This window comes from Xenorhabdus bovienii (genome assembly GCF_024721015.1).
GTDB classification, from domain to species: domain Bacteria; phylum Pseudomonadota; class Gammaproteobacteria; order Enterobacterales; family Enterobacteriaceae; genus Xenorhabdus; species Xenorhabdus bovienii.
On record NZ_JANAIF010000002.1, the window covers coordinates 1 to 26,512 of the forward strand.

A 26,512-nucleotide genomic window follows, 5' to 3' on the forward strand; every position below is an offset into this window, starting at 1 on the left:
GGTTTTTTGGCAACCCTTGCAATAATAACGAGGAAACCCGGCTTTACCTGCTCCATGTTTGCGTACCGGTTCGGTTTGGTTACAATACCGGCAAGCAACTTCTATCGTCACCGTCATTTTGAGATCCCCTTAAAAAGGCATAAGAATATCAGGTTAACGCTTTGGCGTCATGACCAAATATAATGGTGGAACGTGTAAAAATTAAGTGCAATAAAATATTATTGAAATAATTATATTACCATAATGGTATTTATTGTAGTTGATAGTGTTGAAAGCTTTTTCAAAGTAGTTTAACGTTTCATGCTTTATATGAATCTATCTAGGAATATTTATGATACATAAGAATGTTATGCTATTGCTTGTCTTGGCTATTGCTGTCTTTGGAGTTATTACCACTGAGGTAGCAGTAATCGGCCTACTACCACAATTAGGGTCACAACTTCACGTTACACCTACACAAGTCGGTTTTCTTGTCAGTATTTATGCTGTCATTGTTGCCATAACAGGGCCATTCATCACATTACTACTATCGCGATATAATAAAAAGCACATTCTTCTTACAATCCTTCTTATATTTGTTATCTCTAACCTTATCTATGCCACAACAAGCAGCTTTAATTTAATCCTGTTCTTTAGAATATTGCCAGCATTGTTTCATGCCACTTTCTTTGCTGTGGCGCTCGTCGTCGCTGCCAATTCAGTAGCTAAAGAGGAAAGCCCAAGAGCAGTGGCGAAAGTTTTCGCCGGGGTTGCTGTAGGATTGGTATTAGGCATGCCGGTTAGCTCGTTTATCGCAGAACATTTATCATTAAGCGCTGCGTTTTATTTTGGTTCAATATCTTGTTTGCTCGCTTTTATAGGTATTTTATTCTTTATTCCTTCTTCTATCTCTACAAAAAAAATTAACTTTTCCAGTCAATTAATTATATTACGCAATGGGAAATTATGGTTAACAATTGTTACAGTAACGGCCGTATTCTCTGCAATGTTCGCAAATTTTAGTTATATTGCAGACTATCTTGCTAAAATCACACGTCTTGATAATGACACTATTAGTGTATTTCTCGTTTTGTTTGGTGTTAGCGGAATATTTGGTAATTTTATTTTTAGCACCTTTCTACAAAAAAATGCTATAAAAACAACGAAGTTATATCCTATTTTGTTGACGTTACTATATGTTTTTATTTGGATTCTGGGTTTTTCCCCAATAGCTATATTTATATTGATTTTTTTTTGGGGAGCGTTACATTCAGCAGGGCTCGTTATCAGCCAAACATGGCTTATGAAGGAAGCCAATGAAGCACCTGAGTTTGCTAATAGTTTGTATATATCGTTTTCAAATTTAGGAATCACAGTAGGTGCCATGGTAGGTGGATGGGGAGTATCTTATTTAGGTGTCCATTCCGTTGTTCTTATTAGTATCATATTTACGGTTACGGCATTTTTAAGCATCTATCTTAAGAGTAAAATAGATAATAATATTGGCTAGACTCTGGACAATAGTGAGGATAATGTTCAACAAATCGAGTAGGGTGAAACGTTACCCTACTCTGTCAAGATAGGTGGTGCTTCCATTAAAAAACATTTATGGACACTGACTCAATTCAAGTGGGTGCATAAAATTTTCGGTCACGTATTTACCCTCATTATACGTGAGAAACAACGGGATGAATACGTGACCTAAATTCGCTTCATGGCAATCAGCCCTGTAAGAGCGATTAAAAAGGACATGCCAATAAAGGAGCAAACCAATCATCGCAAACAGACCAGACAATAATCCGGATGCAGCTTCAGCAGTGTTGGCCAACGTTGAAAATGCACCAAAGCTCTTGCCGATATCCTCACTTCGGGAAAAAGACTGAATGGTGGAAACCAGGGTGATATCAACATCGCGGTCCGCTATGGAATTAATGGATAACCCTTTGTAAAAGTTGACCCTATTTAATGGTAATAATTCCCATTTTCATTTATGGTTGCGCAATGTGTCCCTTACTTCTGGATAAAATGTACTCTTTCCCTTTATTCAAATAGGTCGAATGAAAGTTTTGGGTATTCCCATGCCAGAATTCCATTTACGCTCTGATGATTAAGGAAATTAAAAATGCAGTGCAAATTTACTTTTTCCTATTACCGATTAATCACCGTTATTTTTGCTTTTATCGCACTAATTCTTACCAGTGGCTGCGATGAAAAATCGACAGAAATCAAAACCGAACAGCCTCAATCTTCAGGGGAAACCACCAGCATGGCGGGTTGGCCACGAACCTTCGAAACAGTAAAAGGCCCTCTCACATTAACACAGCCACCTAAGCGTATTGTTTCTACCAGCGTGACGCTTAGTGGCACTTTGCTGGCTATCAATGCCCCTTTAATCGCTTCAGGCGCAACAGGCCCAAATACTGATGTGGCTGATAGCCAAGGCTTTTTTATTCAATGGGCCAAAGTCGCTTATGAACGTGGTGTAAAGCTTCTCTATATCAGTGAACCCAATGCCGAAGCTGTTGCGGCTATGGTGCCAGATCTGATTGTTATTTCAGCGACGGGAGGGGATTCAGCCATGAAACTGTATGAACAACTCTCAACCATTGCCCCCATACTGGTTATTGATTATGGCGATAAGAGCTGGCAACAGCTTGCCCTGCAACTTGGGCAAATAACCGGGAATGAAGCTGGTGCCGGGGAAATCATCGCGCGCTTTGAGCAACGTTTGCAGAAAGTGAAACAAGATATCACCTTACCCCCGAATCCTGTTTCTGCATTTGTCTATTATGCTGATGGGAGAGGTGTCAATCTTTGGACGCCATCATCTGCGCAAGGGCAATTACTGCATCAATTAGGTTTTACACTCGCCACATTACCGACCAGCCTGAAAACAGAAACCAGTATGGGCAAACGTGAAGATATCATTCAGCTTTCTGCTGAAGGGTTAGCAGATGGTTTAAACGGCCAATCCTTTATGCTGTTCGCTACCAATGACAGCACAATTCAAGCTGTGAATGCTAACCCTTTTTTACAGCACCTGCCTGCTGTCAGCACCCAACGCCTCTATGCGATGGGGCCGGATACTTTCCGCTTAGACTATTACAGTGCAAACAATATGCTTGATCGCATTGAACACTATTTCTCAAATCAAGAATTAAAAAATTAGCCGGTTCAAAAAAACAAAGATTGCTGCATCATATTCACTTTTCAGAGGCACCGCCCTCTAATGATGCGGCATTATCATGCAGAGTAGAATGGCGCAGAGGTTTTACCAATGCTGCAAGCAATAGACAGGTAATTGCCGCAAAAGAACCAAACGAAAGCGCCGTTATGAGAGGAGATAACAGGCGTCCCATTACGCCTAATCCCAATGCTCCCAAGGAATCACCGGTAACATCCTGTGCTGTGACAAAACTATTTACCCGCCCCAATAAGTGATCCGGTGTATGACTTTGGATGAGTGTAAACTGCAATAAGGAAGCAAAAGCATTCAGGTAGCCATAACACACCAATGCGAGTAATGCCGGGACAATATGCGTCATGACACCGAGCAGGGATAATGCGAGGAAAGAGCCCAGCGCAAAAATAATAAGTAAAAGACCGGGTCGGGCGCTTCGTCCTATCCAGCCACTGGTAAATGCTCCTAGCATGGCACCCAGAGGAACGGCTGAATACATCAAACCTGTCGCGGAAGGACCTTGGTGATAAACCTCTTGAGATAACGCAGGGAAAAGGATGCGAACTGCCCCCGCCATGCTGATCAACATACCGATTAATATCACACTGCCTACGATTTTATGCTGACAGACAAATCGGACACCACTCACTAACGCTCTGAGTGGATGCTCTTGCAGGGTTGACTGTGGCTTCATCTTGGGCAGTCTCACCAGCGGGATCAGTGTAGCCAAAGTCCCTGCAGCGGCAATGGCAAAGTTCCAGCCCGGTCCGCTGGCAACGATAATAAGACCCCCTAATGCGGGGGAAAGAATAGCACCAATGCGAACCGTGATCATACTCAAGGCACCCGCCGCAGCCAGATTTTCCCGGCCAACTAAGTTTGGGATCGCCGCCATTAAAGCGGTCATGCCTAAAGCGCCAAAGAACCCATCCCAGACGGAAAGGAAATAGAGTACAAACAGTGAAGGGGAATCCAAAAACGCATTAAAACTCAATGCAACAAAACCCAAGCCACAAGTGCCTCGGGCAAACAGAATCAGTTTACGCCTGTCATAGCGGTCGGCCAGTATTCCGCCCAGCATCAATCCGATAAACATGCCGATCCCATCTAATGCCACCACGATCCCTACCTGCAAGGTAGAACCGGTCAGAAACTGCATTTGAACTGGGACACCCACTGTCAGCATGCCTAATGCAAAAACAGATAGCATACGGGCGATAAAGATAGCGCGGAAGTGTGCATTATTTTTAAGTAAACTGAAGTCCAGCAGGATTGATGACTTAGCCATGATGCTCCATGCAATACGTAAACAGGAATTGAAATAAGTGATCTTCGCAGCTTAATTGCCGCAATATAAATATGTTTCCAGAAAAAGCTGTGCTAGCATATCGACCGTTAATGATAATGGCAATACAAATGATTATCACAATCAATAACGAATGGAGTCTTTCCGGTTATGCCTGCTGCCCCAATGCATCGTGAGATAACCTCTTCAAAACCCTTGCCTCAATTTCATACTTATCGCACCCGTCGGTTAACAGGCCCCATAATCTGTTTATTACTCCTCATTATTTTTTCTATAGCGAGTCTGTTATTAGGCAGTAAATATATTGCCCCTGAGACCGTCTGGAATAGTTTAACCGGTGAGCTGCATAACAATGAGAGCATCATTATTCTCGAATCGCGCCTGCCTCGTACCCTTGTCGGTATTTTGGTCGGGATGGCATTAGGTGGCGCGGGGGCATTAATTCAGGCACTGACACGTAACCCTCTGGCAGACCCGGGTATACTGGGCGTCAACGCAGGAGCCAGCTTTGCCATCGTAGTGGCAATCACATTATTTGGTTTAAGCAGTGTTATGGCAAAAGTTAGCGTGGCCTGTCTGGGCGCTTTTCTTGCCAGCCTGGCGGTCTGGTTAATCAGCATGCAGTCTGGTGATAAATCCAATCCTGTTCGCTTAACACTGTCGGGAGTCGCGATCAGCGCCCTGTTAACCGGGGTAACAACCAATATTGCCCTGCTCAATCCTTCAACTTTCGATCAATTACGCATCTGGCAGGCGGGTACGCTGGATATCCGATCTTTACAGGTTACTCTCCTTGTTGCTCCGCTCATTCTTATCGGTTGTGCGCTCACCTTATTGATTTCAAGGCCGCTCAATACGTTGAGTATGGGGGAAGAAATCGCAACAACATTAGGCGTCAAAATCCTCTGGGTAAAAGTTTCAGCCATCATAGCCATTATGCTGCTATGTGGAACGGCAACCGCATTGGCTGGCCCGATCGGGTTTGTTGGATTGATGATCCCACATATCGCGCGCTGGTGGTGTGGCCCAGACCAGCGCTGGATCATTCTGCATTCATTACTCATGGCTCCGGTGTTATTACTTAGTGCAGATATCGTCGGGCGTTTATTGGTTGCCGGTGAGCTGCGCGTATCAATCGTCACGGCCTTTATTGGTGCGCCCGTGCTGATCTGGCAGGTACGTAAGCGTAAATACTGAGCAGGAGACAGATTTCATGCCGAAAATGTTGCAAGTCGGGCATCCAGAAGGGTGGATAAATGGCCGCATTCCCCTTCGGGTTCTACTGGTGAATATTCTCCAGCTATTTTTAATTATGTTATTAGCACTGTTCGCTGTTTATTACGGAACGCTGAAACTTTCCTTCTGGCAAATCTGGCAGGCTTTTCAAGGTGAAGGTGATCCCGGCATTATTGCTGTCGTCACGCAATGGCGAGCGCCCCGTGTTGCCATTGCGCTGGTGGTCGGAGCCGCACTGGCGATAAGTGGCGCCATCTTTCAGTCTGTCATCCGCAACCCTTTGGGCAGCCCCGATATTATGGGGTTCAGTACCGGCGCGTGGACTGGCGTACTGATTACTCTGATTTTTCTAAATGGCGGTTATTATCAAATGACCCTGGGCGCGCTGATCGGCGGTTCATTAACTGCTGCTTTAATTTATTTATTCGCCTGGCGCCAGGGTATCCACGGTTTCCGCCTGATTATTGTGGGGATTGCTATCAGTGCCATGCTGACAGCGGTCAATACTTGGCTTATCGTAACGGGTTCGCTGGAACATGTCATGAGTGCAGCACTTTGGGGCAATGGTTCGCTTAACGGCATCACCTGGCAAAAATCGGCCTCAGCCCTGTTTGTTATTCCTTTGCTTACTTTCGGCGCTTTTGCTTTGGCAAAGTCGCTGAAAATAATGGAAATGGGGGATGATAAAGCCAGCGCCTTGGGCTGTAATGTTGAAACTAACCGTATGCAGCTTATTCTCTATGGCATCCTTCTGACTGCTGTCGTGACGGCAACGACAGGCCCGATATCCTTTATTTCCCTTGCTGCACCGCAAATTGCCCGAAGATTAACAGGTACAAGTTATGTTCCTCTGTTTTCTGCTGCCATGACAGGTGCCTTGCTATTGTTAACTGCTGATTTAGTTGCGCAGCATACTTTTTCAAATGTGCAGCTACCTGTGGGTGCTGTCACCGTCAGTATTGGTGGTATCTACCTTATTTGGCTTCTTATTCGGGAAGCTCGCCAATAATGCCAATCATACAGTAAACAGAAAGAGTAATTATCGATGACATATCGCCTCAGCGCTTCACATTTGACATTAGGCTATGAACGAAAAATTATTACTGAAGATTTAAGTATCAGTATTCCGGATAAACAGTTCAGCGTAATCATTGGCCCAAATGCCTGCGGCAAATCTACGTTACTGCGTGCGCTTTGTCGTTTACTGAAGCCCCATCACGGTCATATTTTGCTGGATGGAAAAGATATTCAACAAATACCGACTAAGGCATTGGCACGTCAGTTAGGTTTACTGCCCCAGCAAGCGATAGTGCCGGAAAATATCACGGTTTCCGAGCTAGTCGCCCGTGGCCGCTATCCCCATCAAAGCCTGCTGCGCCAATGGAGTCTGGATGATAGAACTGCCGTGGCTCAGGCGATGAAAGCCACAGGGATTGCACAATTAGCTGAACGCTATGTTGATGAATTATCAGGAGGGCAGAAGCAGCGTGTCTGGGTAGCTATGGTATTAGCCCAGCAAACTCCTTTACTGTTTCTTGATGAACCAACAACCTGGCTCGATATTGCTCATCAAATTGACCTGCTGGATCTTTTCCTGCAACTTAATCAGGAAAGCAGCCACACCCTTGTTTCAGTGCTGCATGATATTAATCAGGCATGCCGCTATGCGGATCATTTAATCGTCATGCAGGCAGGGCAGATTGTTACACAGGGTAAGCCTCAGGATATTATCAGTACAGAACTTATCAAATCGGTGTTTGGCTTATCTTGTGTTGTCATTGAAGATCCGGTTTCCCACACGCCCCTGATTATTCCCTGCGGCCGCTACCATTCGGTAAAAGACATTTAAAAACCGTTAAAAAGAAAAAATCCCATCACTAATGAATGATGACGGGATTTTTAGGTAATGTTTCAAGCTAGGTATTTTTTCAATCGCGATGCGTTTTCAACAGTGTATTGAGCAATGGCCCTAACTGTTTCAGTGATGTTGGCGAAAGAATATCCGCATGTTCACAATCTTGCCAATAGATGCTTAACTGCCGGATCCAAGGCGCCCATGTCGCTGCAACATCCATATCAGCAGGCAATGTGCGTGTTGCCGAAAACAGAATGGCTTCGCCATCATATTTTTGATTGGCGGCTGATGAAAGGATACGAACAGAATCCTTATAGTTAGCCACAATATCGGCGAACATGGCCTGCTTTTCAGCACGCAGCAGCGGATCATGCTCATCTTCCGTGGCGGCCATAAATTCGGCCTGTTCACGCGCAGCTTCTTCTTTGGCTTCTTCTTCACTTAAGACAGTCCAGTCTTGGCCTTCCGGTGGATAAGTATCCAATAATCCGAGGAAAGCCACTTCTTCTCCCTCTTGGCGCAAGCGCGCAGCCATGCCTTGAGCCAGCATCCCGCCTAACGAATAACCGAGTAGGTAATAAGGGCCATGTGGCTGGATCTGCCGTAATGTCGCTAAATGGTGTGTACACATCTCTTCAAGGTTATCAGAGTCGGCAATAACTCCCAGCGGGCGAGGTGACTGTAGTCCAATGATCGGCCAGTCGCCTTTTAAATAACGCAGCAGCCCACTATATTGCCAGGCAAAGCCAGATGCAGGGTGCAGGCAGAATAGTGCCGGGCCGTGCCCGTCTCTCAGCGGGAACACTTCCCCTAGGCCACGATTTTCTGCGGAATTTTGTCCATTTTCATCAGACAGTAGTGCACTCAGTTTCTCGACGCTGCGAGCAACCATGATATGACCAATAGAAATAGACCGATTAAAACGACGGCGTATTTCTGCGGCCAAGCGCATAGCTAATAGTGAGTGGCCACCCAGCGCAAAGAAATCATCATCAGCCCAAACGGTGTCGCAGTCCAGAATTTCAGCAAAAAGGGCTGCCATTTGGCTTTCCGTGCCTGCTACAGGCAAGCGCCCAGTAGTAAGTTTCTGTGGCATAGGAAGTGCCTTGCGATTCAATTTCCCATTGGCGCTTAATGGGAAACTGTCCTGAAGCACATAACTGACCGGCAGCATATAAGCAGGCAATCGCCGGGTAAGTGCTTGATGTAATGCCTCTGTATCCAGTGAAACATCGGGTTGAGGAATTAACCAGGCAACTAACTGACGGGCATCTGCATTACTAACGGTGTTGGCTGTTTTGCCTAATTCACACGCAGCAACCGCCGCCTGAGCGACGCCGGGCTGTTCCAGTAGAACCTGTTCAATTTCCCCCAGCTCAATACGCTGACCCCGTATTTTTAATTGATCGTCACTGCGTCCAAGATATTCCACTTCACCATTTGGCAACCAACAGGCAATATCGCCAGTTCGATACATGCGTTCGCCACAGGCAAAAGGATCAGCCACAAAACGGCTGGCCGTCAAATCAGCCCGGTTCAGGTAGCCCGTCGCCAATTGAATACCGCAGAGATAGAGATCGCCCGCTACACCAACAGGAACCGGACGCAGCCAAGAGTCCAAAATACGCAATTGGGTATTCCATACCGGTCGGCCAATAGGCACACCTGAACCTGTACAGTGATCTAATGCCTCACCATAAGCCGGCTGCCATGTGACATCGACTGCCGCTTCCGTTGGCCCATAGAGATTATGTAAAGGTGCAGCGATGAATGTTTGATAGCGGCGAGCCAGTTCACAGGATAACGCTTCACCACTGCAAAACACCCGACGCAGGCTATGACAGAATAAAGTACTTTGCTGACGTGATGCCAATGAGTCAACTAACGTCGCCAACATGGATGGCACAAAGTGCAGCGTAGTCACCGTATAGTCATCAATAAGCTGCATTAGCGCTTCTGGATCGCGATGCACTTCAGGCGGCGCCATCACGAGTTTAGCGCCTGTCATCAGCGGCCAGAAAAACTCCCAGACAGAAACATCGAAGCTGCATGGTGTTTTCTGCAAAACCACATCATCCCGGGTAAGTGGGTAAGCATCCTGCATCCATAACAGACGGTTCACAATGGATTGATGGCTGACCATCACACCTTTTGGCCGTCCGGTTGAACCCGAGGTGTAAATGATATAAGCCGTGTGCTGTGGCGTCACTTGGGCTGCGGGATGCACCGGCTGCTGATTTTCATCCGCCAACTGATCCAGTACCAGCAAAGGAGCCTGATGAGCAAAACGCGCTTGAAGTTCACTTTCCGTAATGACTAACCGTGGCTGGGCATCCTCCAGCATCATCGCCAAACGATCATCAGGATAACCGGTATCGAGGGGTAACCAGGTTGCTCCCGCTTCTAGTATCGCCTGTAATGCCAGGCTGAGTCTTACTGAACGGGGTAAAGCAATCCCAATAATATCACCGGGCTGAACCCCTGCTTCAATTAAACGATCAACTAATAGACGAATTTGAACACGCATTTGCCGATAAGTCAGTTGATGCTGGTTATCCAGTAATGCTAAATCATCAGGCGTTTTTTCAGCCTGTTCAATCACAAACTGGTGGAGTGTACCAGAAGGGATTTCATGGTGTGTCCGATTCACTTCGGTAATCAATGCAGCTTCATCCGATGATTGTAAAACCCAATCCCGCAGAGCCGTATCGGGTTGCTCAAGCAGTTGCTGAATCAGGAGAAGGATACGTTGAGCCAATAATTCAGGTTGTTTGACACATTCCCGGTATTCCATTAATAAACGCAGCCGCTTACCCGGCAGAACCAGCAAGGTTAAGGGATAATGCGTGTAACCACGGTTATTAATCTTCTGACAAATGATCGTTTGGGTGCAATCTGATTCAGTATCGGTTTCTGGATAATTTTCCACTACCAATAAGGTATCAAAAAGCGTACTTGTCCCCGCAATATGTTGAATTTCACCCAGACCGATATTGTCGTGTTCAATCAACTGGATCTGCTGTGCCTGCAATTGTTCCAGCTGAGGCAAGAGAGGTAACGTGATATCCAGCGTCATTCGAACCGGCAGGGTGTTGCTGAACAGCCCAACATGCTGGTCTAACCCTTCAATCTGGCCAAACCGCCCAGACACGGGGGAACCGAAAACCACATCGGATGAACCACTGTGTATACTGAGCAGAACAGACCAGATCCCCTGCATCAGCGTATTGAGTGTCAAACCACGTTGCTGACATAAGCTGAATAGTGCCTGTTCCATTTCAGGTTCGAGCACGATATCAAGCTCTCTCACTTTGCCGTTATGGGGTTGATCACTGAACAGTTTGGTTGGTTGAACGCCCTTCAACACATCTTGCCAGCATTGGCGCGCCGTTGCCGTTTCTTGTGCCGCCAATTGATGGACGATCTCTTGATAACTGACTCTGGGTACAGGTAACGCTTGCTCACCTTGATTCAGCAAGGTTAAAAGATCTTGTATTAAGATAGGTGTTGACCAGCCATCCACGACGAGATGGTGAATATTCAACAATAACGTATAATGTGAACCTTCACCGTGACAGACCAATAAAGCATGCAGCATGGCTTGAGGCTGGTGGAAAAGATCGCGAGCCAGTTCAGTTCCTTCCAGTTCTAATAATGCCGCCTCTTCTTCCTGCTCAGATAATTCGGGGAGCTGATAAAAATCAAGCGGCCAAATCTCGCTATCCTCTGATAAAAAGGGTATCAGTTGTAGAGGAGAAGCACTTTGCTCAGTATCAAAACGTGCGGCAAGCTGAGGATGGTGGCGGATCAGGCCAGACAGTGCCCGGTGCAGTTTAACCCGATCTAATGGCCCATGCAGAGAAAGGCGGGTGAGTGAATTATAATTACCCTTATCTGTTGCTGTCTGAGCGTGAAAGAGTAGCCCCTGTTGCAGCGGTAACAGCGGTAACACAGTCGTCAAAGACCCATAACGTTCAGTCAGTTGCGTCAGATCACTTTCTTCAAGTCTCGGTAAAACAATTTCTGCGGCAACCAGCGTCGCGGCCGCCTGCTGTGGCTGCTGTCGGGCAAAATTGATTAGGCAGTCGGTAGCCCATTCCATGCCGCGCTGTAATTCAGAGATGTCTTGTTCGCTGAAGATACCATCTACCCATTGCCAGTTAATTGCTAACTGCGGAATACTTCCCTGTTCATCAACAAACAGGTTGATTTCCAAGCTATGATTGGGGGACATTTGCGGATCTTGATAAACAGCAAAAGTATCACGGAACAGGTTTTCAGTTCGCTGTGGCGCCCATAAGTTATCAGTCGTAGCAAAACGCCCCAAATAGTTAAATAAGATCTCTGGCGTATCCTGTTGGGCTAATACTTGTCGGCCAGTTTGATCCAGATAACGCAGCAGGCCATAACCTATGCCACGATCGGGTATTGTACGCAGGGCGCTTTTCACCGCCCGTACGATTTCTGAGGGGTTTTCGGCAGCGATTTCTGTGGATTGGAATTCTGCCTGTGGCAACGCCAGCACCACGGGATATTCAGCCGTTAACCAGCCAACGGTTCGTGCTAAATCAACGTCATCCTCCAATTCAATACGACCATGCGACTCTAATTGGAAACGTAATTTGCTGACACCAAAGTACCGGTTACAGGCTATAGCCAATATTGTTAATAATATCTCTTCAATATTGGCATGGTACTGCTGCGGCAACGCTCCCAGTAATGCCGTGGTCTGTTTGCCGGTTAATAGTGTTCGTTGCTCACGGACAGCGACTTGCCGATCCCGATGCGCATCCAACGGGCGTTTTCCTAGCAGGGAAATTTTTTCGTCAAGCATGGCTTGCCAGAAAGACAGCTCTCCGGCACGGCTTGCTAAATTTTGACCTAGCTGAAGGTTCCAGTCATACAATGTGTACTCTTCTGGTGGCAAAGCGATTGTTTTACCCGCCATGGCAGCTTCTACCGCCTGTTGCAGTTCATCCAGTAGTACCCGCCATGACACACCATCCGTTGCCAGATGATGAATAACCCATACTAATCCCTGAGTCTCTTCATCTTGTTGCAGTAAACAGGCATGAAATAAATGACCCGTGGCCGGATCCAGGCGCATCACCGCCTCATGGAAAGCCTGTTCTGCACTCGTTTCTATATGACCACTATTTTGTATAACGCTGTAATACGATCCGTCTGCCAGTACAGGTTTTTCACCGATAATAAGGCGATTATTGCGGGTAACAGCATGAAGTACCGGGTGAGTCTGGCTCAAAGCGAGAAGGGCGGATGATAAATGTTCTGGCCGTAATTCAGTCGGTACGCGGATGAATACACCGTGGGCGAAACGGGTATTGATGCCATTAGATTCTGCAAACCAATGCAAAATAGGTAAGTGATCGATCTCGCCGATTTGTACTGGTTTAGATATCTTATTGGCGCTAGATGTTCGCTTGCCAATAGCGACCGGAGACATTTTCAGCGCCATACGCGCTGGTGTCCGTTCACTGAAAATATCTCGTGGACGAAGCTGCCAGCCAACACGACGCAATTGTGTTCCCAGTGCCATTGCAGAGATACTGTCGCCTCCGAGCGCAAAGAAATCATCATCGGCACTGACCTGAACCATCCCTAATAAGGTTGCAAACGCCTCACAAATATATTTTTCCTTTTCATTTTCAGCTTGCCGCCCCATAGAAAAATGCTGTTGCTGCGGTTTGGGCAGTGCCTTGCGATCCACCTTGCCATTGACTGTTAATGGCAACTCTTCCAAAATCACCAATAAAGCAGGCACCATATAATCAGGTAGCTGTTTTGCCAGTTCAGCCAGCAATCGTGCAGAAATATCCGCTAAGGCTCGCAGTTTATTATCAGGAACCGAGCAATAGCCAATCAGCCGATAGGTGACTCCCATGGGTTCTGCAATAACCACGGCCGAGCTGACTTCAGGTAAAGCAGCCAACGCATTCTCTACCTCTCCTAACTCAACGCGAAAACCGCGTACTTTAATTTGGTGATCCACTCGGCCAACAAATGAGAGCTGCCCATCAGGCCGCCAACGCATCAGATCGCCACTGCGATACATCACCTCACCATTCTTGAATGGGTTGGCGACAAAACGCGCCGCAGTTAAATCAGGACGGCGCAGATAACCGCGGGCAATGCCTGGCCCGGAAAGGTAAAGTTCCCCCACGGCGCCAACTGGTACGGGTTGCAGATGACTATCCAGAAGCCAGACATCCGTATTGGCAACGGGCCGTCCAATAACAGGCTGATCAGCGACCTGAATATTGGCTCCCAGCGTGTCGATGGTATATTCTGATGGGCCATAGTAATTATGGATATTCATTTGTGGGTATTGCTTTAACAGATCCCACAATCGCGGCGTCGCCGCTTCACCACCAATCATAATAAACGCGGGCTGGTGATTGCCTTCTTCCAGCAAACCGCTGTCAATAAGCTGAGTCAAAAACGATGGGGTAATATCCATGAGGTCAACAGGCAGTTGATTCATTTGCTGTACCACACTCCAGGCATCTCGCCGCAACTCTTCATCAAAGATATAAAGTTCGCTGCCTAACATCATGCAGAACAGCGGCTCCCAAGACGAATCAAATGAGAAAGAGGCTGTGTGACCGGCGCGCATACGCCGTTGGTGCTGAAGATGAAAATTGTCAATCACTGGCCCAAACAACCGTGCAGCATGGGAAGCCAGCAAATTCAGTAACCCACCATGTGTACTCATCACCCCTTTAGGCTTGCCCGTGGAACCAGAGGTGTAGATGATGTAAGCAAGGTGTTCACCCCGCAACGTTTCACGCCTTTCTTCATCTGTGATAGGAAGGGAAGACAGACTGGCACACCGCTCCTGTATCTGATGATCATCCAGACAGATTACCTTCGGTATATCAGGCATTTGTGGCAGTGTATTAATGCAGGTTATCAACAGAGCCGGTTGAGCATCATCGCTCATTAGTTGTAAGCGTTCCCGCGGATAATCGAGATCAAGTGGCATGTAAGCCGCACCACTGGCTAATACCCCCAGAATCGCGACAACCGAATCTACTGAGCGGGGTACACCTATCGCGACCACATCCTCGGCACCAATACCCTGTGCCATCAATAAACGCGCAAGCTGCATACTTTTTGCCATTAATTGATGATAGCTAAGTTGTTGATCACCACAGCGGACAGCTGAGGTATCTGGTTGCTGTTTCACCTGAGATAAGAAGAAATCAAGCACAGAAACCCTACCTGATGGCGGTGTTACGCATGGCCCGCGGGACCATTCATCAAGACGCTGTTGTTCTTGTGGGGGAATCATCGGTATAAAAGCAATCGGTTGTTTCGGCTGAATGAGCAGTTGATCTAATAGATAACGGATGCGCTCACTGTGCCAGTGTAAAGTCTGTTCGCTATATTTTGTCCGATTGGCAATAAAGGTCAGATGAAGAACGTCATCCTGGAAATTCAATTCAAATTCCAGATCATCCACTGGCCCCGTGGCGAGTGTGTGAGTCGTAATCGGCCTGCCGTCTAATTTCAGCGTCTCGTTATATATTTTATAGTTAAAAACAGGGCCATAGAGCAGGTTGCTGCTTCCCGATAACCCCAAATCGCAGCGTAGCTGTTCGGCGTCATAACGCTGGTGACGGCGGACTTGTTTTATTTCTGCCACAAAAGCCTTCACGACATCGGCCAGTGTCATACTGTCTTGCAGTTTGATTTGTAACGGTAGCAGGTTAACCACAGGGCCGGTAGAGCAGAGCGCGGCTGATCCCATACGCCGCATAAACGGAAAACCAATAGAGAGATACTTTTCTCCGCACATGCGGTAGAAATAGATGCCGAGTGCAGCCATGGCAATTTCAGCAGGTTGAAATTGGCGTAGTGAATCCTCTGCTATTAATGAAGTCAGCTGAGCTGCCGGAAAATGGCAGTGATAATTTAAAGGCGAGCTGTTCCCCGAAGCGGCAATATCTTCAACTGAAAGAGAGACACAGGCACCCGGCTCACGGGTATATTCTTGCCAGAATGCCGCAGCCTTTGCTTTTGCCGGCGAACTTTGCCAATCCTGATATTCCTCCACTACCTGAGTAAAGGAACAGAAAGGGGTCTCAGCGGGCTGATAGCCGGCTCTCAGTGCATTATAAATCTGAATAATCCGACGAGTCAGTGCATCAAAACTGAAACCATCCAGCATGAGATGATGAAAGCGTTGATACCAGAACCAGCGTTCAGGTTGCTCATCAATCTTCATTACCACCTGCCGGTACAGCGCACGTTCTCCATCTGCGGGTAATTCAGCCGAGAGATCCTCCTGCATCAATGTATGTGATGCTATTTCAGCCTGTTCAGCCGGCTCTCTGGAAAAATCAATCCATTCAGGGGCAATGACTTGCTGTGGGTCACAGTAAAGCGGGATCTGTTGTACCGGTATTCCATCTTCATTCAGGAAATACCGGGCATGGATCGTATCAGCTTCAGACAACCCCTGACGAAGAGCTGCATCAAATAATGGCTGGTCTAATGCCCCTTTAATTTCAATATAATGTGCAATGGTAAATATGTTACGTGGGTCAGCGAGTTGATCGGCTATCCAAATCCCTGGCTGGGCAGCAACCAGTGGTAGCGTCAAATTTATTGTTTCAACCCCAACCTCTTGTAATCTACTGGACACGTGTATTTCCTTCTTGGCGCAAGCTAAATCACAAGGGTTATCAGTCCTGATTAACCAATTCTTGATTAACCGATTCTCGACTAACTAATAAGTCACGCAAACGGGCAGGGCGCATATCTACCCAATGTTCTTCTATGTATGTAATACATGTTGACCGCGAATCTGGCCCGGCAACCTGTTCCCAGCCAGCCGGCTGTTCCGCAAAAGCTGGCCAGAGGCTGTATTGCTGTTGAGCGTTGATCAGCACAAAGAAAGTCGCGTTATCATCATCAAAAGGGTTTTTTTGTTCCTGAGACATCTTTAGCTCTCGTTATATTTAGAGTTTCAGTCATTGTTTTATGCGTTTTCAGACAGTAACCAGCTAAGGCCATCAATCAACCCGCCACGCCAGCACAAAGAATCATGTCCGCCATTAAAAACACGATAACTCACGTGATATCCGGCATTTTTTAACGCTTCATACATTTGCTGGTTAACACCTTCGATATCATCTTCGCGGGAACCCGCCTCCTGAAAGATTTTCAATGAGGATGGGGTAACTTTTTGCTCAATAACCTGCTGTGTCAGCCAACCGATTTGACGCTCAGATGACTTCATCATTTTGCTGTAGGGCCACCAGAAAGAACCGGACTGAGTGAGTACACAGCCAAAGCGTTGCGGCCAATGTAGTGCCGCATAAAGTGCGGCCAGACCACCATAACTCTGGCCGGCGACAACCGTATTGCTGGGGGAATCGCTGAACGTGGCATGCTGTGCAGCAAGCGGCAAAAGTTCATCCTGAACCGCCAGCCAAAAATCTCTGTTGCAGGGTAATTCTTGCTCCCGTCGGGACATATCAATCACATCAATAAGTAGCCAGACGGCTCCCGGTATGTGCTGCTGTTCGGTAGCGGCTTCTAAGGCAGAAAAAACAGGGGTTCTTTCTGCCCAATTTTGCCCATCCAGAAGAATGACCAGCGGGCGTGGTCTCTCCTTTTCCTCTCCCGTAGCGTAAAGCCAGATACGCCGCTGATTACCGAGGCGATGACTCTGCCAATTCAACAGAATAGGCTGTTGTATATCCGACTGAGCGAGACTATTTCTCCCGATTGATGCCCAAGCTGACTGCTCCGGAGCATGGGGCATATGAGCGGCCGATAAAGACATTCCGAGCCCATTACGATGACAGCCTTGTAAATTCAGAGGATCGGGAATAGACAGAGGAAAGAGTGAACACCACCATTCGCGTTGCTGTTGGTTACGCTGCTGTGTATCGCCGTAAAAATTAGGGGGGAGATAGGCATGAGTGGCAGGGATCAGGCTGTAACTTCCTCTCCAGTCATCATCAATCGTGACAGACCAATACCAAATGTCACTTTCGGACAATCGTTGCAGACTTTGTGGCTGTGGACTGTGGTGATCTGTGATGCCGTTAATATCAATATAAACCCGGCGAATATCTGAATTCTGTTCACTTCCGGCAGGATCTCGCCAGAAAAACGTGAGTTGAACCTGATGCTCCGGCCTTGCTTCCACTAACGGAGTCCCTAAAGCTGCAATATGCTCCCACCATAATTCACTGCCAGCGTAAGATGCTGATAATAAATTACTTATAGTACCGGATGGCTGAAATGCTAATTTCATTCCCTTATCCTCTTCAAAATAATTGCCCCATCTAGTTGTTCCATTAATGCCCCTATCTGGCATAACAATTTATAACCACGCAGGTAAAGATAAATGGTTATCATTTGCTAAACAATATTGATTATCATTTTTATTTGCAATAGCATTAGGCGTCTTTTATGAGCGAAGTTTATCGATTAATGGAATTAATAAGGTCGTCGCAGAGGAGAATAGGACTGGAATCCTCTTATAGAGGCTTAGGGAAAACAAGAGGCATAATAATCTGATTATAAAGTAATTATTTCCAAGAAATCCTATTTTAAGAGATGAAATCTATGGTAATGCCCACGAAAAAAACGCTAAAAAATAAAACAACCAAAAGTTACAATAATAAAGTACCGTTAATATTAACTTCTGTATTATTTTTATCTCCTCACGCCGTAATAGCCGATGAAACGGCTAATGAGAAAGACACCATCATCGTCACCGCATCAACACAGGGCGGCTCCAGCGGCTTCGTTGAATCAGAAAGTTCTGCGGGCACGAAAAGCGCTACACCACTGATAAAAACACCTCAGGCGATTACGGTAGTGAACCGTGCACAAATAGAGGCTCAGGGCGCGACAACAGTGGCTGATGCCCTGAATTATTCCAGTGGTGTGGTCACTAACTATCGGGGTTCTTCCAACCGTAGTGATGAAGTCATTACACGTGGTTTCCGTTATGCGCCCAAATTTCTTGATGGATTGAGCTATGGTTTAAACGGCCAGGGGGCTACGGCAGGCCAAATTGACCCTTGGTTTTTGGAGCGTGTGGAGCTCGTTCACGGGCCGGCATCTGTGCTATACGGGCAAGTCAGCCCCGGTGGGCTGGTTAGCATGACCAGCAAAAGACCGACTGCACAACCTATTCATAAAGTGCAGATGAAAGCCGGTAATCAGCGTCTTGGTGAGTTTGCCTTTGATTTTGGCGGGGCAGTACATGACGATATTCCCCTTTTCTATCGCTTGAATGGAATTCTCAGTACTCAACAGCAATTCGTCAAAGACTATAAAAAGGAACGTATTGCAATTGCTCCGGCGCTGACATGGATACCGAACAGTGACACGACCTTTACGTTACTGACTAGTTATCAATACGATCCTAAAATGGGATTCCGTAACTTTTACCCTAAAGTCGGGACTGTTACGCCTATCCCCAATGTGGGCTATATGCCCTATGATATGAATCTCAGTGAGCCTTCTTTTAATCAGGCCAGACGGGAGCAGACTTCTATCGGCTATATTCTTGAGCACGATATTAATGATATTTTCTCTTTCCAACAAACCTTACGTTACTCAAGCTCGGATGAACGCACTAAATTGTTTGTTTATACAAAAGATGTTACCAGTTCCATCATTGGGCGTCGCCCACAACGTGAACATAATAAAGCGCAGGAATTTGGTATAGATAATCAACTGAAGGCTCTGTTTTCAACAGCTAACATTGAGCATAACATTATCAGTGGAATAGATTACAAGTGGGGAGACAGGCACAATAAAACATGGAATGATAAAAACCCGGGCAGGGAACCCCAATATCGTTTTGACTGGTCAAATCCCACTAGGAACGTTCACATTGATGAGAAAAACCTCTCACTTGACTCAAATGATAAAAAGAAACTTCATCAGTTAGGTCTCTATTTACAGGATCAACTCAATTGGGAAAACTGGAACTTAGTTCTTTCAGGGCGTTATGACTGGACTGAAGTCAAGCAACAAGATCTCATCAAGCACACATCAAAAAAACAGAATGACAGTGCGTTTACAGGACGAGCGGGTTTATTGTATGCGTTTGATAACGGTATTTCGCCTTATATCAGTTACAGCACCTCTTTTGAACCCAACCTGGATACAGGTGCACCAGGTGCCCCGGAATTCAAACCAACAATGGGTGAACAGACCGAAATAGGCATTAAATTCCAGCCCAAAGACCACGATACCCTGCTGACGCTTTCTCTGTTTGATATCACCCAGAAAAACGTGACAACCCGTGATCCAGTTACCCGCATTAGCGAACAAATTGGCAAGATTGGCTCAAAAGGCGCGGAAGCCGAAATTCATTCTCAAATCACCCCAGAAATCAATCTGATGGCGTCGTATACTTATACCGATACCAAGACGAAAAGCGATAGAAACCCTGCTCGTGTCGGTAAAAGAGTGCCTGCGGTTCCTGAACATGCGGCTTCTGTATGGGGTAGCTATAGCTTCAAACAATCCGTACTGGAAGGGCTTACGCTGGGTACTGGCGTGCGTTACCTCGGCACCACTTCCGGTGATTTTACAGAAAAATTCAATGTACCGTCCTACACCCTCTATGATCTGATGGCAAAATATGATCTTGGTGAAGCGTCACCTCAGTTAAAAGGTGCCAGCGTACAACTGAACGTGAATAACCTGACCGACAAACGTTATGTTGCTTCGTGCTCGAATGACGGAGCCTGCTTCTATGGCAGCGGTCGCAGCATTTTTGCCACTGTAGCGTATAGCTGGTAAGCGGAAATGCATTTATCTCAGGGGGCATTGATAAAGCAATGCTGGCACAGGCTGCTTTCTACCTTACTGATGTCCCCTGAGAAATAACTTTTATACAACACAGGTGTAATACGTTTTTCTAATTCGAACCGTAACAGGCAGAAAAAAATAAAATAACAGTCAATAAAATATAGGAAAAAACCGTGCCTAATTTAGCAACTGAATTCCGCATATCCCAATTGCAGGATTTTTGTTGTGATGATTTTGTGTTCCTGTCATCTAATAAAAGTCTACATGCACACGGATGCTTTACCAAAATAACCACGTCAGTCGGTGATAATACAGATACTGACTGCCAATTACATCGCGATATATCTGAGCTTTTCCGTCAGGCTAAAAATAAAGGTATTGAAAACCCCATTATAGTGGGTGCTATTCCATTTGATAAACGCCAGCCTTCTGCTCTGTTTATTCCGGAGGATTACTCTTGGCTAGAGCGTGAGGCATTATCTTTTTCATCTGTTTCTTCCAGCCCCAAATTACAGCAGATACATTCATTGCCGGATAAAGACGAATTCTGCCAGATGGTTACTCATGGCGTTGATGCAATTCATCATGGTTTGCTCGATAAAGTTGTCCTTTCCCGCCTGCTGAACATCAAATTTGACCAACAGCCTAATGCTACGCAGTTATTTATGCGGTTGAATCAACAAAACCCTTATAGCTATAACTTCCATGTTCCACTTGGCAACAGCACCCTTATCGGTGCCAGCCCAGAGTTACTGCTGTGTAAACAGGGGAATACCATTATTTCTCAACCTCTGGCGGGTTCTTCACGCAGAAGCAGCAACGTCATGCAAGACAATGAGTTGCGCCAATCGCTATTGCGTTCAGCGAAAGATCAGCATGAACACCAATTAGTGATTACCGCAATGAGAAAAGCATTAGCTGAACGCTGTACTGAATTAGCTATTCCTGAGACGCCTTCGTTACTCAGCACTCCCTTGCTTTGGCATCTCGCGACAGAAATTCGTGGTGAATTAGCCGATAACCAGATAGATGCCCTCTCGATCGCTTGCTTGCTCCATCCAACCCCGGCACTGTGTGGTGCTCCCAGACAGCAGGCCGCGACGCTGATTTCTGAATTGGAACCGTTCAAGCGCGACTATTTTGGCGGTATTGTCGGTTGGTGTGATGCCAGAGGTAATGGCGAATGGGTCGTGACGATTCGCTGTGGTGAAGTGTTTGAAAACCATATTCGGCTTTTTGCAGGAGCAGGGGTTGTCGCTGACTCGAAACCCAGTGCCGAATGGCATGAAACAGATGTGAAATTTGGCACGATGCTACAGGCGCTGGGATTGTCTTATGATAAGGAACGTTGTTTATGAATATTGAATTCAATCACTGGCCTGAGAAATTAGCGCAACACTATCGCCAACGTGGTTACTGGCTTGACTTGCCCCTGAGCGACATACTCAGCCGCCAAGTCGCTAATGAAAATATCGCCCTTATTGCTGGCAAACATCAGTATAGTTACCACCAGCTCAATTGTCTGGTCGATAATCTGGCGGCTGGCCTCAAGCATCGAGGGGTTCAGCACAGACAAACGGCATTAGTCCAATTAGGCAATGTCGCAGAATTTTATATTACTTTTTTTGCTCTGCTGCGTTTGGGAGCCGTTCCCGTTAATGCGATATTCAGCCATCAACGCAGCGAGCTGTTAGCTTATGCTGATCAGATTACGCCTTCATTACTGATCGCTGATCGTAGCCATACACTATTTTCTGACGATAATTTTCTTCATGAGCTGCAACGACGTTACCCCACGCTGAAAAAAATCTTCCTGCGGGGTGATAACCATAGCCCAATCGATTTGGCTCTATTGCTTGATGAACAAGCACATGACTTCATAGCGTCCCCTACGCCAGCAGATGAAGTTGCATTCTTCCAGCTTTCAGGTGGTAGCACTGGCACTCCCAAGTTGATTCCCCGAACCCATAATGACTACTACTACAGTATCCGCGCTAGCGTTGAAATCTGTCATTTTCATTGTCATACGCGCTATTTATGTGCTCTACCGGCAGCACATAATTACCCAATGAGTTCACCGGGAGCCTTAGGCGTTTTTTATGCAGGTGGTCAGGTCGTTCTGGCTAATGACCCCAGTGCATCAAGCTGTTTTCCCCTGATCCAGCAACACCAGATTAATGTGACTGCCTTAGTGCCTCCCGCAGTAAGCCTATGGTTAGAAGCGATTAACAGCACAGGAGACAACTCGCCCCTCAAGAGCTTGGAATTATTACAGGTGGGTGGTGCACGATTGAGTGAATCATCAGCCAGAAGAATACCTTCCGAGCTTGGCTGCCGCTTACAGCAGGTATTTGGCATGGCAGAAGGGCTGGTGAACTACACACGGCTGGATGACGATGAACAAACCATTTTCACGACCCAAGGCCGCCCAATCAGTGCTGATGATGAAGTATGGATAGCGGATAAACAAGGCAATCCTCTGCCACATGGTGTCGCCGGCAGGTTAATGACCCGTGGCCCATATACTTTTCGTGGCTATTACCGAAGCCCTCAGCACAACGAACAGGTATTTGATGAAAACGGCTTTTATTGCTCTGGAGATATCGTTATTCAAACCAGCGAAGGCTATTTAAAAGTGGTGGGCAGAGAAAAAGATCAGATTAATCGTGGCGGAGAAAAAATTGCTGCGGAAGAGATTGAAAATATCCTATTACGTCATCCTCAGATGATTCATGCTGCCCTGATTGCTATCCCAGACCCACTGATGGGAGAAAAAAGTTGCGCCTATATTGTTACCCGTGAAGAGATAAAATCTGCCGTATTACGCCGTTTCTTACGTGAACAAGGCATCGCTGATTACAAACTGCCGGATCGATTTGAACGCGTCACTCACCTTCCCATGACGCCTGTCGGAAAAATCGATAAACAAATATTACGCCAAATGACACAGCACACCCCATTTCAAGTCGGAGAAACCCAATGAGCATCCCCAAACTAAACGATTATCTTCTGCCTGCTGTTCAGGAATTACCTGTCAATAAAGTGAATTGGGCATTTGAGAGCAAACGAGCGGCTTTGCTCATCCATGACATGCAGAATTATTTTCTCAATTTTTGGCAACCGGATAGTCAGCTAGTGACGCAAATCATCGATAATATTGCCCGCCTGAAAGTACAGTGCCAGAAACTTGGCATACCTGTTTTTTATACCGCGCAGCCCGACCACCAGAGCGATGCTGACCGGGGCTTACTTAATGATATGTGGGGGGCAGGGCTGAATAAACACCCTGAACAGCAAAGTATCACTGACGCATTAGCACCCGAAGGTGATGACACGTTATTAGTCAAGTGGCGCTATAGTGCTTTTCAACGTTCTGATTTGGAACAGTTACTGAAAAATAGCGAACGGGATCAATTAATGATCTGTGGTATTTATGCTCATATCGGCTGCATGACAACAGCCACTGATGCCTTTATGCGTGATATAAAACCTTTCTTCGTTGCAGACGCACTGGCAGATTTCAGCCGTGAAGAGCACATGATGTCTCTGCGTTATGTCGCAGGACGTAGTGGCCGTGTACTGACGACTACAACATTGCTCAATGAAATGTCACCTTCTTCTCTAGGGGAGAATAAATGGGATCGGGAACACCTTCGTGCTGAAATTTTACCGTTATTAGACGATGACTGTGGCGACATTGATGATCATGAAAATTTACTTGATTACGGCCTCGATTCGGTACGAATCATGTCGTTGATAACGCGCTGGAATAATCAGGGTCATCAGCTAGATTTCATCACACTGGTTAAAACACCAACCTTATCGAACTGGCTTACGCTGTTGACTGATAAACAGGAGGTCAGATAATGAGCACTGTTTTTGATTTCAGTGGTAAAAATGTCTGGATCACGGGGGCTGGGCGTGGAATAGGTTATCAAATTGCCAGCCGTTTTAGCCAGGCTGGCGCTAATGTTACTGGGTTTGATGTGGCTTTTCCTGACTCTGAAATCCCTTTTACCTCTTATGTGTTGGATATTAGCGATCATCTGGCCGTCAGCCACTGTTGCCGTAAGTTGCTGACACCCGAAACTCACTTGGACGTATTGGTTAATGGTGCTGGCATTTTGCGGACTGGCCACACAGAAACGTTGAGTTGGGAAGACTGGCAGCAATGCCTGAATGTTAACGCCGGCGGAGCTTTTAACTTCTTTCAGGCTGTGATACCACAATTTCAGCGGCAATGCAGTGGGAATATCGTTTCTATTTGTTCCAATGCGGCTCATGTTCCTCGCGTAGAAATGTCAGCTTACGGAGCGTCTAAAGCTGCGCTTCGCAGCCTTTGCCTGAGTGTTGGGCTTGAATTGGCGCCTTATGGCGTTCGTTGTAATTTAGTCTCACCGGGTTCAACGGATACGCCAATGCTACAAAGCATGTGGCAGACACTAGCATCAAGGCAGCACACTATTGATGGTTCTCCTGAAAAATTTAAATTAGGGATTCCTTTGAAAAAAATTGCCTTACCGAATGAAATTGCTGACACAGTTCTGTTTCTTGCCTCTGATCTTGCCAGCCACATCACTTTACAGGATATCGTCATTGATGGAGGCGCTACGCTAGGAGCCTGAGTACTGAAGCCCGTCTGCACCGTGAAATTGTCGGCGGGTATCAACAAGACAGATGTATAAGTGTTCTTAACTTTTACAATATGTAACTGATTAAGACTCTGATTATCCCTAGATAAATAATTTCATTTTGGTAATTAAAATTATTTAAAAAAGCTGATTTTTATAAATTTTTAGCGGAAATTTATAAAATATGGTTTCCAAATTGAAATCATATTTTGCCAGTGCTATAGTCGTACCATGTTTCTTTATATGGGATGAATGGCAGTGAATGAATCGCAGGATAAGGTAACTGAGATTTACATAGATCAGATTCATCAATCTGATCATCGCGAAGGAGAATTAAGTTTAAAACTTGTTCTCGTGTTGGGCATGCTTAGTGCGATAGCTGCACTTTCAACCGATATGTATCTGCCATTGTTCCCCGCTATTTCACATGTATTAAATGCAACTCCGGCAGGTGTTCAGTTAAGCCTGACTTCGTTTATGGCAGGTCTCGCTGTTGGTCAGTTAATTATAGGGCCTTGGTCAGATGTGATCGGGCGTCGAAACCTCCTATTGGGTGGCATGGTATTGTTGACTGTTGCTTCAATTGCCTGCTCGTTATCAACCAGTATTCAAGCGTTGATTGTGGGTCGTTTTTTTCAAGGGGCAGGAGGGGCGGCTGGCATCGTCCTAACGCGAGCTATCGTGTCAGACCTTAGTTTTGGAAATAAGGCGGCATACTATTTCAACCTCATTTTAGCGATACAAGGTGTTGCACCCATTGTCGCTCCGTTAATGGGAGGTGTAGCCGCATTTTTTCCTTGGCCTGTTGTATTTATCTTTATGGCAATCACTTCATTCACTCTGACTATTTTGGCTTTCATCTATGTGCCTGAAAGCCTGCCGGAAAAAAGGAATAGCCATGCGGAGGGTGATGGTTTTTTAAGTCAGTTTTTTAAGTTGTTTAAAAACCGGATTTATATCGGATATACATTAATCTTTGCTGCAACGTTTGGGATGCTATTTGCCTATATTTCATCTTCCCCCTTTATTTATCAGTCCATGTTTGGATTTACCCCGACGTTTTTCTCCATCATTTTCGCTATAAATGCTGGGATTATGATGCTGAGTAGCATTATGAGTGCGCGGTGGGTTGTGCGCGTTGGGGCAAAAAAACTGGTCATGATGGGGGTTGTGAGTTCGTTTGGTTTAGCCTGTATATTGCTAGGTGTTAATTACGTTGATTTTTATCAGTCTGAGCTGACCATTATAATTTTCATGTTGCTCATGTTTACGATGGCATTTGTGTTCGGGAATGCAGCAAGTTTGGCGTTGGCTGCTGTGCCGGAAGTTCGGGGGACGGGCTCGGCGGTTCTTGGCGCGTTTCAATTTGGCGTTGCTTCGTTGACCGCTGTTTTAGCAGGTCTTGGTCATTCAATTTCTCTTTTCCCTGTTGCTACCGTGATGATGGGATGTGGGGCGCTCAGTATTTTTTCCTTAATGTTAGTGTGCGCAAGGAAATGAATAAATGAGTG

General features: G+C 46.2%; 15 protein-coding genes. 11 read left to right on the forward strand and 4 right to left on the reverse strand.

Translation table 11 applies throughout. The features are described 5' to 3' along the window. Positions 1 to 331 precede the first annotated feature (331 nt). Positions 332 to 1,489 carry an MFS transporter gene (locus NXS07_RS00630; protein ID WP_038202181.1) on the forward strand — a complete coding sequence of 386 codons (1,158 nt, stop codon included), beginning with the start codon at positions 332 to 334 and terminating at the stop codon, positions 1,487 to 1,489. Positions 1,490 to 2,101: 612 nt separating this feature from the next. Then, on the forward strand, positions 2,102 to 3,148 hold the full coding sequence (fepB, locus tag NXS07_RS00635) for a Fe2+-enterobactin ABC transporter substrate-binding protein (protein WP_038222107.1): 1,047 nt from the start codon (positions 2,102 to 2,104) through the stop codon (positions 3,146 to 3,148). A gap of 34 nt (positions 3,149 to 3,182) precedes the next feature. On the opposite strand, the gene entS is transcribed toward fepB, so the two are convergent. Beyond that, positions 3,183 to 4,448: an enterobactin transporter EntS gene (entS, locus tag NXS07_RS00640; RefSeq protein ID WP_038214341.1), complete on the reverse strand. Its 1,266-nt coding sequence runs from the start codon at positions 4,446 to 4,448 to the stop codon at positions 3,183 to 3,185. A 168-nt stretch (positions 4,449 to 4,616) separates the two neighbouring features. Here entS and fepD point away from each other — a divergent pair, with 168 nt between their 5' ends. From fepD to NXS07_RS00655, 3 genes are read left to right on the forward strand one after another with little or no spacing between them, the layout of a single operon-like run. Then, the gene (gene fepD / locus NXS07_RS00645; RefSeq protein ID WP_038214343.1) at positions 4,617 to 5,663 is read left to right on the forward strand and encodes a Fe(3+)-siderophore ABC transporter permease; all 1,047 of its coding nucleotides are present in this window, start codon (positions 4,617 to 4,619) and stop codon (positions 5,661 to 5,663) included. Positions 5,664 to 5,679: 16 nt separating this feature from the next. Next, positions 5,680 to 6,711 carry a FecCD family ABC transporter permease gene (locus NXS07_RS00650; protein ID WP_046336394.1) on the forward strand — a complete coding sequence of 344 codons (1,032 nt, stop codon included), beginning with the start codon at positions 5,680 to 5,682 and terminating at the stop codon, positions 6,709 to 6,711. Positions 6,712 to 6,747: 36 nt separating this feature from the next. After that, the gene (locus NXS07_RS00655) at positions 6,748 to 7,551 is read left to right on the forward strand and encodes an ABC transporter ATP-binding protein (RefSeq protein ID WP_258085972.1); all 804 of its coding nucleotides are present in this window, start codon (positions 6,748 to 6,750) and stop codon (positions 7,549 to 7,551) included. A 79-nt stretch (positions 7,552 to 7,630) separates the two neighbouring features. Here the strand turns inward: NXS07_RS00655 and NXS07_RS00660 are convergent, their stop codons facing one another. Genes NXS07_RS00660 through fes form a run of 3 tightly spaced genes read right to left on the reverse strand, consistent with a single transcriptional unit; the run spans position 7,631 to position 17,848 of the window. Continuing rightward, complete coding sequence (locus NXS07_RS00660) at positions 7,631 to 16,225, reverse strand: non-ribosomal peptide synthetase (RefSeq protein WP_258085973.1); 8,595 nt, start codon at positions 16,223 to 16,225, stop codon at positions 7,631 to 7,633. Positions 16,226 to 16,265: 40 nt separating this feature from the next. Further along, complete coding sequence (locus NXS07_RS00665) at positions 16,266 to 16,523, reverse strand: MbtH family protein (protein ID WP_038214354.1); 258 nt, start codon at positions 16,521 to 16,523, stop codon at positions 16,266 to 16,268. A gap of 38 nt (positions 16,524 to 16,561) precedes the next feature. Then, the gene (fes, locus tag NXS07_RS00670) at positions 16,562 to 17,848 is read right to left on the reverse strand and encodes an enterochelin esterase (protein ID WP_258085974.1); all 1,287 of its coding nucleotides are present in this window, start codon (positions 17,846 to 17,848) and stop codon (positions 16,562 to 16,564) included. Between the two features lie 314 nt (positions 17,849 to 18,162). On the opposite strand from fes, the gene NXS07_RS00675 reads away from it, so the two are divergent. From NXS07_RS00675 to NXS07_RS00700, 6 genes are all read left to right on the forward strand, one after another. Continuing rightward, positions 18,163 to 20,361 carry a TonB-dependent siderophore receptor gene (locus NXS07_RS00675; protein WP_258085975.1) on the forward strand — a complete coding sequence of 733 codons (2,199 nt, stop codon included), beginning with the start codon at positions 18,163 to 18,165 and terminating at the stop codon, positions 20,359 to 20,361. 182 nt (positions 20,362 to 20,543) lie between these two features. Next, positions 20,544 to 21,728 carry an isochorismate synthase gene (locus NXS07_RS00680; RefSeq protein ID WP_051870463.1) on the forward strand — a complete coding sequence of 395 codons (1,185 nt, stop codon included), beginning with the start codon at positions 20,544 to 20,546 and terminating at the stop codon, positions 21,726 to 21,728. After that, entirely contained in the window at positions 21,725 to 23,353 is a 1,629-nt protein-coding gene (locus tag NXS07_RS00685) for a (2,3-dihydroxybenzoyl)adenylate synthase (RefSeq protein ID WP_258085976.1), read from the forward strand. The genes NXS07_RS00680 and NXS07_RS00685 overlap by 4 nt, the downstream gene beginning before the upstream one ends. After that, entirely contained in the window at positions 23,350 to 24,237 is an 888-nt protein-coding gene (locus NXS07_RS00690) for an isochorismatase family protein (protein WP_258085977.1), read from the forward strand. Before NXS07_RS00685 ends, NXS07_RS00690 begins: the two co-directional genes overlap by 4 nt. After that, entirely contained in the window at positions 24,237 to 24,995 is a 759-nt protein-coding gene (gene dhbA / locus NXS07_RS00695) for a 2,3-dihydro-2,3-dihydroxybenzoate dehydrogenase (RefSeq protein ID WP_038193395.1), read from the forward strand. The genes NXS07_RS00690 and dhbA overlap by 1 nt, the downstream gene beginning before the upstream one ends. Before the next feature lie 258 nt (positions 24,996 to 25,253). Then, positions 25,254 to 26,501, forward strand: coding sequence for a multidrug effflux MFS transporter (locus NXS07_RS00700; protein ID WP_258085978.1), 1,248 nt, complete (start codon positions 25,254 to 25,256; stop codon positions 26,499 to 26,501). Positions 26,502 to 26,512: the final 11 nt, after the last annotated feature.